The following is an 817-nucleotide window of genomic DNA, read 5'->3' on the forward strand; positions in this document are numbered from 1 at the left end:
TGAGTGCATTTGATCTCTATGTGTCGCCCTCCAGAGCAGATTCTTTCGGGCTGGCGGTTCTGGAAGCACTTGCCCAGGACGTTCCTGTATTGGCGTCTGCCACTTACGGATCGAGGGATATGCTGGGGAACAGCGATCGGATTTTTGAAATAGATAATCACAATGAGCTGGCATGCAAGCTAAAAATGGCTTCTAGTTCCAAATTGAAAAATCCTGTTCCAGTTGGCGAATTTGATGAACAGCTGTCGAATCAGTCTCTTCTGGATTTTTACGAAAAACTTCTGTCGGCCAGAATGGGCGTTGTCTCTGAAACTTGTCAGTTGACAGCATGATGGCCCATGGTTTTTTAGATGTGGCGAATAAAAACTTTATTTCGCTATCGAGGAAAATTGCGAGACAGCCAGAAATACAGGCAATGCTGGGTGGGCCGGTCAAGCTCTTCTCGCCGTTCAAGAAACCGTCCGCGAATTCAATCGTGCTGGCTTGGGGCTTCAAACCAAGTGCGTTCCATGCCGTTGCGTATTCGTCCCGGTATGACATTCCCCTGCTGCGCCTGGAGGACGGGTTCCTGCGCTCACTTGGCCTGGGCGTTTCGGGTGCCGCGCCTTTGTCTATTGTGTTGGATGACTTGAGTATTTATTACGATGGGACACAGCCATCCCGTCTTGAGCAGTTGATCAGAGACGCTGATTTGGATCCGGTATTAATGGAGAGAGTAAAAGCGTCGCTGGAACTGCTTGCAAAATTCAGGCTATCCAAATACAACCATGCGCCCAGTGTCCGTTTTGCTTCGGCTGTGGATGGGGTGATGCGGATC

2 protein-coding genes are annotated in these 817 nt (G+C 49.7%); both read left to right on the forward strand.

Going from position 1 to position 817, the window contains the following annotated elements:
* Positions 1 to 332, forward strand: a 332-nt coding sequence (locus JK635_RS15110; protein WP_202654799.1) for a glycosyltransferase, incomplete at its 5' end; no start/stop codon positions are given.
* The coding region (locus tag JK635_RS15115; RefSeq protein ID WP_438803837.1) for a capsular polysaccharide export protein, LipB/KpsS family at positions 329 to 817 on the forward strand (489 nt) is incomplete at its 3' end. The genes JK635_RS15110 and JK635_RS15115, both read left to right, overlap by 4 nt.

The organism is Neobacillus paridis (assembly GCF_016765675.1).
Lineage (GTDB): Bacteria > Bacillota > Bacilli > Bacillales > Cytobacillaceae > Neobacillus > Neobacillus paridis.